Origin of the sequence: Faecalibacterium sp. An122 (genome assembly GCF_002160895.1) — a bacterium.
Classification (GTDB): Bacteria; Bacillota; Clostridia; order Oscillospirales; family Ruminococcaceae; genus Faecalibacterium.
In genome coordinates this window covers 196,502-204,927 of record NZ_NFLL01000003.1, presented here as the reverse complement: position 1 = coordinate 204,927, position 8,426 = coordinate 196,502, and the positions used below count along the sequence as shown (strand labels likewise).

General features: G+C 60.1%; 8 protein-coding genes. 3 read left to right on the top strand and 5 right to left on the bottom strand.

Annotation, left to right across the window (positions count from 1 at the left end; all coding sequences use genetic code 11):
- The 5 genes from B5E67_RS04380 to B5E67_RS04360 form a co-directional block, all read right to left on the bottom strand.
- Nucleotides 1-452, bottom strand: a 452-nt coding sequence (locus B5E67_RS04380) for an SDR family NAD(P)-dependent oxidoreductase (protein ID WP_143405379.1), incomplete at its 3' end; no start/stop codon positions are given.
- A 293-nt stretch (nt 453-745) separates the two neighbouring features.
- Nucleotides 746-2,332, bottom strand: a complete 1,587-nt coding sequence (locus tag B5E67_RS04375) for a mannitol dehydrogenase family protein (RefSeq protein WP_087383174.1) — start codon at nt 2,330-2,332, stop codon at nt 746-748.
- Between the two features lie 39 nt (nt 2,333-2,371).
- Nucleotides 2,372-3,466 carry a mannonate dehydratase gene (gene uxuA, locus B5E67_RS04370; RefSeq protein WP_087383171.1) on the bottom strand — a complete coding sequence of 365 codons (1,095 nt, stop codon included), beginning with the start codon at nt 3,464-3,466 and terminating at the stop codon, nt 2,372-2,374.
- Between the two features lie 281 nt (nt 3,467-3,747).
- The gene (locus tag B5E67_RS04365) at nt 3,748-4,422 is read right to left on the bottom strand and encodes a GntR family transcriptional regulator (protein WP_087246671.1); all 675 of its coding nucleotides are present in this window, start codon (nt 4,420-4,422) and stop codon (nt 3,748-3,750) included.
- Between the two features lie 190 nt (nt 4,423-4,612).
- Nucleotides 4,613-5,260 (bottom strand): phosphatase PAP2 family protein, encoded by a 648-nt coding sequence (locus B5E67_RS04360; RefSeq protein ID WP_204246520.1) that lies wholly within the window; start codon nt 5,258-5,260, stop codon nt 4,613-4,615.
- A gap of 251 nt (nt 5,261-5,511) precedes the next feature.
- Between B5E67_RS04360 and B5E67_RS04355 the strand changes: the two genes are divergently transcribed.
- The 3 genes from B5E67_RS04355 (at nt 5,512) to eda (ending at nt 8,413) form a co-directional block, all read left to right on the top strand.
- Nucleotides 5,512-6,357: a Cof-type HAD-IIB family hydrolase gene (locus B5E67_RS04355; RefSeq protein WP_087383168.1), complete on the top strand. Its 846-nt coding sequence runs from the start codon at nt 5,512-5,514 to the stop codon at nt 6,355-6,357.
- Nucleotides 6,354-7,265, top strand: coding sequence for an HAD family hydrolase (locus B5E67_RS04350; RefSeq protein WP_087368238.1), 912 nt, complete (start codon nt 6,354-6,356; stop codon nt 7,263-7,265). The genes B5E67_RS04355 and B5E67_RS04350 overlap by 4 nt, the downstream gene beginning before the upstream one ends.
- Before the next feature lie 185 nt (nt 7,266-7,450).
- Nucleotides 7,451-8,413 (top strand): bifunctional 4-hydroxy-2-oxoglutarate aldolase/2-dehydro-3-deoxy-phosphogluconate aldolase, encoded by a 963-nt coding sequence (gene eda / locus B5E67_RS04345; RefSeq protein ID WP_087246674.1) that lies wholly within the window; start codon nt 7,451-7,453, stop codon nt 8,411-8,413.
- Nucleotides 8,414-8,426: the final 13 nt, after the last annotated feature.

Genomic DNA, 8,426 nt, shown 5'->3' with positions numbered 1-8,426 from the left:
ATCATGGAGCAGATGTTGATGATCTTGCCGCCGCCCTGAGCGATCATGTCGGGGATCACAGCCTTGGACACGATGAAGGGAGCGTTCAGGTCCACGTCGATGACCTGGCGGAACTGCTCAGCGGTCATGTCGCACATGGGAATGCGCTTGATGATGCCGGCGTTGTTCACCAGAATGTTGATGTGGCCCACTTCCTCGGTGATCTTCTTCACCATCTCGTTGACGGCGTTCTCGTTGGTGACATCGCAGACGTAGCCGTGAGCATTGATGCCGGCCTCCTTATAGGAAGCCAGGCCCTTGTCCACCAGCTCCTGCTTGATGTCGTTGAACACGATGGTGGCGCCGCAGTTGGCCATGGCGGTAGCGATGGCGAAACCGATGCCGTAGGATGCGCCGGTGATCAGCGCCACTTTGCCGGTCAGGTCAAAGGATTTTGCAGTACAGACAGACATTTTTATAACCTCCTGTCACGGTGCAGGAGCCGCCTGCACCGTCTGTGTAGGCGGTGCTGGGTGCGCCGCCCTTTTCTTTATGATACCGCCCACTTGGTGGGATGTCAAGGCGCGGAGGCCATGTTGTATCCCAAGTACATAAAATCCTATAAAAAAGACAAGAAGGTACAAAAAGCCCCGCACTGCGGCAAAGCAAACGCAGCGCGGGGCGGAAATAGCCAGCTTGCCCGGGGTCAGGGCCCGTCTATCTCAGACCGGGCCGCCGGGTGCGGTATTTTGAAAGCGGGTACGAATCAGCGGGCCGAAACGTACTTGTGCAGGGTCTTGCGGACAGCGCCGGGGCCAGCGTACAGCTCGGCCACCATGCCCTCGATCTTCTCGCCCAGGCCGGCCTCGTACAGGTCGACGCCAAAGACGTCCTTGCGGCTGTAGAGAGCCTTCAGGCAGCTGAAGTCCTGGGGACCTTCCTTGACCTCCAGGCCGGCCACGATGGCGCTCAGCTCAGCCAGCAGCGGATCGGGAGACGGCTCAAAGGCCTTGCCCTCGTCGTCGATGCCGCGGATATAGCGGGCATAGCCAGCCAGAACCAGCGGAACCAGGACCAGGTTGTTCATATCGAGGCCGCGGGCCTGATAGGCCTTGATGGTCTCACCGAAGCGGATGGACAGCTTCTGGGAGGTATCGGTGGCGATGCGCTGGGGTGCGTCGGGCATGAAGGGGTTGGGCAGACGGCGGTTCAGAACTGCGTCGATGAAGTCGGTGGGCTTCAGGACACCCGGGTCCACAACCACCGGCATAGCCTCGATGTAGCCCATCTTGGTGATGAGGCCGCGGATATCCTCGTCGGCCATCTCGGCGCTGATGAGGGTGTAGCCCAGCAGGCAGCCATAGATGGACATGGCGGTGTGCAGCGGGTTCAGGCAGGTGCAGACCTTCATCTTCTCGACCTTGTCCACGGTCTCGCGGTCAGCGTACATGACGCCGCCCAGCTCCAGCGGGGGACGGCCGTTGGTGTACTTGTCCTCGATGACCAGGTACTCGGTCTCCTCTGCGTTGACAAAGGGAGCGGTGAAGGTGTGGCGCTCGGTGACGATGGTGTAGTTGTCCTCGAAGCCGTCGTCTTCCAGCATCTTCTGGACCTTGGCGTCGGGACGCGGGGTGATCTTGTCGATCATGCTCCAGGGATAGGAGACCTTGCTCTCATCCTTGACGTACTCCACGAAGCCGGCGGGAACCAGGCCCATCTCGGCCCACTTCTCAGCGTAAGCCATGACGCCGGCCTTGACCTTGTCGCCGTTGTGCGAGCAGTTGTCCATGCTCTGGAGGGTGACAGGCAGGGCGCCGGCCTTGTAGCGCTCATACAGCAGAGCGGTGACCTTGCCCATGGCGAACTGTGCGTTCATGCCCTTCTCCAGGTCGGCGGGCGAGAAGCCGTAGCCCTTCTCGGTGATGGTGAAGGACACCATCTGCAGGCTGGGTGCGGTGAAGATCTCCACCAGACGGGCCCAGTCCTCGGTGAACTGAGGATCGGCCTTCAGGCTCTCGGTGACAGCGCCCACGACCTTCTTCTCGATGGTGCCGGTGGACTGCAGGCAGACCAGCAGGCTCAGGTTGTCGTAGGGGCGGTAGGCCTTATCGATGATCTCATAGTCGAAGCTCTCGGCCACGATGACGCCGCGGTCATACTTGCCGGAGTCCAGCACCTGCTGCAGGATGGCAGCGGGGAAGGCCCGGAAGATGTTGCCTGCGCCGAAGTGAACCCAGGTGGGCTCGGCAGCGGTCTTGGCCTTGACGGCCTCGCGGTCAAACTTGGGCAGCTGATAGCCCTTCTCCGCCCAGGCGGAGCTTACGGGGCCGTGCTCAATATCGGTTAATTTCATGAATCCATGCTCCCTTTCATAGTTCAGGACCGGCAGAACTTACTTGTTCTCGGCGTCCAGCTTGTCCAGCATATCCCAGACGCCCCACATATACATGATGCCCAGGGCGCGGTCATACAGACCATAGCCGGGACGGACATTGCCGGGACCCTCGCCCCACAGGTGACGGCCGTGGTCGGGGCGGATGTAGCCCTCGTAGTGGCAGTCGTGGTAGGCCTTCAGGATCTCCAGGATATGGGTGTCGCCGTCACAGTCGCGGTGGCTGGCCTCCGAGAAGTCGCCGTTCTCGAAGTGCTTGACGTTGCGGATGTGGGCAAAGGCGATGCGGTCGCAGTGCTTGCGGATGACGTCGGCCACGTTGTTGTTGGGGTCGGCGTTCAGGCTGCCCGAGCACAGGGTCAGGCAGTTGTAGGGATCATCCACCATGGACAGGAACCGGTCGATGTTCTCGGCGCTGGTCAGCAGGCGGGGCAGACCGAAGATATCCCAGGGGGGATCGTCCATGTGAATGGCCATCTTGATGTCGCACTCGTGGCAGACCGGCATCAGGGCCTCCAGGAAGTACTTCAGGTTCTCCCACAGCTTCTCCTTGGTGACGGGGGCGTAGGCCTTGAACAGCTCGTCCAGCTTGGCCATCCGCTCCGGCTCCCAGCCGGGGAAGGTCATGTTGTACTTCTCGGTGAAGCTCATGATATAGTCGGCCATCGCCTTGTAATCACTCTGGATCATGTCCTTCTGATAGTACAGGGCGGTGGAGCCGTCGCCCACCGGGTGGAACAGGTCGGTGCGGGTCCAGTCAAAGATGGGCATGAAGTTGTAGCAGATCACCTTCACGCCGAACTTGGACAGATTGCGGATGGTCTGGATATAGTTGGCGATATAGCCGTCGCGGGTGGGCAGACCGATCTTGATGTCGTCGTGAACGTTGACCGACTCCACCACGTCCATGTTGAAGCCATAGGGCTCGAGCTGCTTCTGCACCTCGGCGATTTCTTCCACTTCCCACACTTCACCGGGCATCTTGTTGTGGAGGGCCCACACGATGCTGGTCACACCGGGAATCTGCTTGATGTCGGACAGCTTGATCTTATCGTTGCCTTCGCCGTACCAACGGAAACCCATTTGCATTGGCATAGTCTTCTCTCCTTTTTGCTGGATTGATGCGCAGCAGCCCTGCGCAGGGCGCAGAGCGGCATCTTGTTGTTTCCATTCTAGTATATCAATCGTGTTTTGGCAAGTGGTAAACCCTCCATTCTTTTGGAGGGCTTTTTGTGAATTGTTCCCAAATACAAAAAACCGTGAGAAAAATTTTACGTTTCTCACGGTTTATTTTACTATTTTGTTGTAAAAACGTCATCCAAGAAAGGAAAAACTTTCTTTTTTGCGGCGGCGTCTGTTTTGGTTTTCAGGCCCTCTCAGCCCTCGATGAAATAGTCCGGATGGCTGCGGCGGGCCTCCTCCACCGAGGCCTTGTACCGCTGCAGATGATCCCGCAGGGCCTGTTCCAGGGCCTCGGGGGTGCCGTTTTCCAGGGCGTCCACGATCCGGCCGTGCTGGATGGGCACCGAGGCGTTCTCCCCCAGCATCAGGCTGAACAGGCGCAGCCGTTCAATGTGCTTGAAGGTGGAGAGCATGTGGTCGAAGTGCTCCTCCATCCCGCAGAACTCAAAGGACAGCCGGTGGAACTTGTTGTCAATCTCCAGCATATGGCTGTTCTTCAGAGGGCTGTCGGGGGCCGCGGCGGCCTGTTCGTATTCCTGGATGCTGGCGCGGTAGGCCGCGATGTGTTCCGGTTTGCAGTGCTTGTACACGTGGAACAGCATCTCTTTTTCCAGGGTGAAGCGGGCGAACTGTTCCAGCCGCATCAGCTTGAGGTCGATGGGAGCCACATAGGTGCCGCTCTGGGGTTTGATGGTTACCATGTGCGCGATGTTCAGCATAATGAGGGCTTCCCGCACCGGTGTGCGGCTGATCCCCATTTCCTCAGCCAGTTGTCGATCGTTGAGCGGGTCGCCGGGCTTGAGCTCCATGGTGACGATCCTGCCCCACAGCGTCTGGTACGCTGCTTCTCGTGCGCTGGATGCTGCCATACGGCGCACCTCCTTTCCTGCCTTTCGTCCTTCGACGTTTTTGTTTTCATGATCTTGCGTTTCTTGTCTTTCCTCTTTAAAATCCCAGTACCATTGTAGACGGAAGCTGCATCCGCGTCAATGCACCATTTGTTCAAACTTTATCAAATTAATTTTACAAGAGGGTTACAAAAAACCCAAAACCTCCGCCTCAGGAAAGCGCTTTGTGCTGCGTGCGGTTTCCCCGCCGGTACAGGGGCCAGTACCACACGGCCGCCACCGCCAGACCGCAGACCACGTCGATGATGGAGTGCTGTTTGGTGAACATGGTGGACAGGCAGATCAGCGCCGCCCAGCCGAAGGCGATCACCTTGCGCCCGGGGTGATTCTGCGCCAGCTTGCTCTTGGAAAAGGCCAGCGCCATGCAGGCCGAGCTCTGGCAGTGGATGGAGGGGCAGACGTTGTTGGAGGCGTCCGCCTTCCAGATCAGCTGCATGATGTCCATGGCGATGTTGTCCCGGCCCACCTGCTCCACGGTGGGCCGCAGGTCCACCCCGTTGGGCAGGATCATGTAGAGGATCAGGCAGAAGGTCATCCCCGAAAACATCATCAGGCAGAGTTTGTCGTAGGCCGGGGTATCGTACCACCACAGCAGGGCGGTGACCCCTACCAGCAGTCCGAACCAGCTGCAATAGGGAAAGATAAACCACTCACAAAAGGGGATCATATCATCGATGGGGCTGTGGATGATATAGGTGGGGTCGGTGATGGTCCAGTCCAGGGCGAAAAACCAGACCAGGTAAATCACCCAATACAGCTGGAACCAGAGATGAGGCCGCAGCCTTAAAACGTTCAGCATGATTTGTATATTCTCCTTACAACCGTTCACTTTTCTTGCTTTTTACGGACATTTTACGGCGGGCCCAAACTTGACCCGCCGGATGCCATACTTTGTTATTGTAACACATCCCCTGCCCTTGCGCAAATAGACAAAGTACAGTAAAATAAGAATGGAACGTGTCTTTTTACGTCGTTCCCACAGGAAACCGGCCGGGCGGGCCCTTCCGGCCCCCGGCCCCGATTGCATGCTTGACAGTTTGAGGTTCTGTAATGTATACTTCACCCATTCGCCTGATTACGGTCGATCTGGACGGCACCCTCCTGAACGATCAGAAAGAGATGACGCCCCGCACCCGGGCGGCCCTGGAAGCCGCTTCGGACCGGGGTGTGGAGATTGTGCCGGCCACCGGCCGCACCGTGGCGGGTCTGCCCGCCGACCTCCTGGCCATCAAGGGGTTGCACTATGCCATCACCGCCAACGGCGCCCGGACCATGGACCTGGCCACCGGCCAGCCCATCCAGGAGCTGTACATCCCCAGAGACAAGGCCCTGGCGGCCTACGACGTGCTGATGCAGTACGACTGCCTGGTGGATCTGTTCCAGGACGGCCAGGGCTACACCACCGAGGCCAACCGGGCCGCGGCGGTTCGCTTTGTCCCCGACAACCTGCGGGCCTACGTCCTGAACACCCGCAAGACCCTGCCCGACCTGCGGGCCTTCATCACCCAGCAGGAGCGGGGCCTGGAAAAGCTCACCATCTTCTTTGTGGATGACGCGGAGCGCCAGAAGGCCTGGGCCGCTGTGGAGGCTCTGGGGGTCAACGTGGTGTCCAGCCTGCCCCTGAACATGGAGATCAACGCCGCCGGGGTGGACAAGGGAACCGGCCTGATGGCCCTGGCGGAGCTGCTGAAACTGCCTGTCTCCTCCCTGATGGCCATGGGAGACGGCGGCAACGACATCGGCATGATCCGGGCCGCCGGCCTGGGCGTGGCCATGGGCAACGCCTTCCCCGACGTGAAGGCCGCCGCCAACCACATCACCGCCTCCAACAACGAAGACGGCGCGGCTCTGGCCATCGAAACCTTTGTACTGGAGGACAACACCAAAACTCTATGAACAAACCATCCATTCAAATGGCAGCGCTGGACCTGGACGGCACCCTGCTGAACCGCGCCAGCCAGGTCTCTCCCCGCACTTTGGAGGCCCTGCAGCAGGCCATGAACCGGGGCGTGGCGGTTCTGCCCGCCACTGGCCGGGGATTGTCCTCTCTGCCGCGGGTGGTGGCCTCCATCCCCGGGGTGCGGTACGCCATCACCTCCAACGGCGCCGCCGTCTGGGATCTGGGGGACCAGCCTCTGGCGGCCGTCCGCAGCCGGTACGGCGAGCCCGGCCCCGAGCCGGTGACCCAGCCGACCCGCCTGATCTACAATCCCCTGCCCGCGGACACCGCCCGGGCTGTCTATCAGCTGCTGGACCGGTTTGACGGGGATCTGACCCTCTTTGCCGACGGACGGAGCCTCAAGACCCCCGCCGGCATCGCCTGGTCCAAAGCCCGGATCGCCCGGCTCCTCTCCACCGAAGCCAAACAGGCCGACGACGGACGGTTCACCGTCCTGCCCGACCTTCACCCCTATTTTGAAGCCCACGCCGGAGATATCGAGAAGTTCTGCATGTTCTTCTCCTCCCGCGAGGAAGCCGAGGCCGCCCTGCCCCTTCTGGCCGCCATTCCCGGCGTAGAAGCCACCCAGGGCTCCCCCGACAACATCGAGGCCACCGCCGCCGGCGTCAACAAGGGCTCGGCCCTGCTGGCGCTGGCCGCCCATCTGGGGATCCCCCGGGAGGGCGTGCTGGCCATCGGCGACAGCGAAAACGACCGCCGGATGCTGGAAGCCGCCGGCGTCGCCGCCGTCATGGCCAACGGGATGCCCTCCATCCAAGCCCTGGCAGACATCGTCTCGGAACAGGACTGCAACCACGACGGCGTGGCCGAACTGCTGGATCGGCTGGGCCTGACCGGTGCCTGAGAGCCTGTTTCTGGTCGGTTTTATGCAATGTATACAAGTTACCCCTGCAAACATTGTGCTTTGTGAGTATTACCAAACGGCCCCGCTTGGTTTATACTAGTATTATACAACAGTGTGCCTGGACAAGCCTTGTCTGTGGCCATGGTCATACTGCGCAAAGCCTGAAAGTAAAGGAGAATGCGTTTATGAATCCTATTGCTGAGAAAATTTACGAAATCGGCATTGTGCCCGTTATCGCCTTCAACAGCGTGGACGAAGCCCTGCCTCTGTGCAAGGCCCTGGCCGACGGCGGCCTGCCCGCAGCTGAAGTTACCTTCCGCACCGCCTGCGCTGAGGAGTGCATCAAGCTGATCCACAAGGAGATGCCCGAGATGCTGCTGGGCGCCGGCACCGTCCTGACCATCGATCAGGCTGACCGCGCCATCGACGCCGGCGCTTCCTTCGTGGTTGCCCCCGGCTTTGATCCCGCTGTCACCAAGCACGTCATCGAGCGCGGCTGTGTGGCTATGCCCGGCACCTCCACCGCCGGCGAGATGCAGCAGGCCATGAACCTGGGCTGCGAGGCCATCAAGTTCTTCCCCGCTGAGGCCAACGGCGGCGTCGCCATGCTGAAGAACATCGGCGCAGCCCTCAAGAGCGCCAAGTGGATGTGCACCGGCGGCGTCAACGCCAAGAACGTCAACGATTATCTGAACTACGATCAGATCATCGCCGTGGGCGGCACCTGGATGTGCAAGAACGACGTGATCAAGGCCAAGGATTGGGACAAGATCACCGCTATGTGCAAGGAGGCCGTTGACACCATGCTGGGCCTGCGTCTGGTCCACATCGGCATCAACACCGAGAACGAGGACGAGGCCAAGGCTACCGCCAACGCTCTGGCTTCCCTGCTGAACATGAAGGTCACCCCGGGCAACTCCAGCATCTTCGTGGGCAACAAGGAGTTCGAGATCATGAAGAAGCCCGGCCGCGGCAAGAACGGCCACATCGCCATCGGCTGCAACAACGTCGACCGCGCCATCTATCACCTGAGCCGCCGCGGCGTCAAGTTTGACCTGGAGTCCAAGGGCGTCAAGGACGGCAAGACCATGTCCTGCTACATGGCAGACGAGATCGGCGGCTTCGCCATCCACCTGGTCAAGGCCTGATCCATTTTTTCCA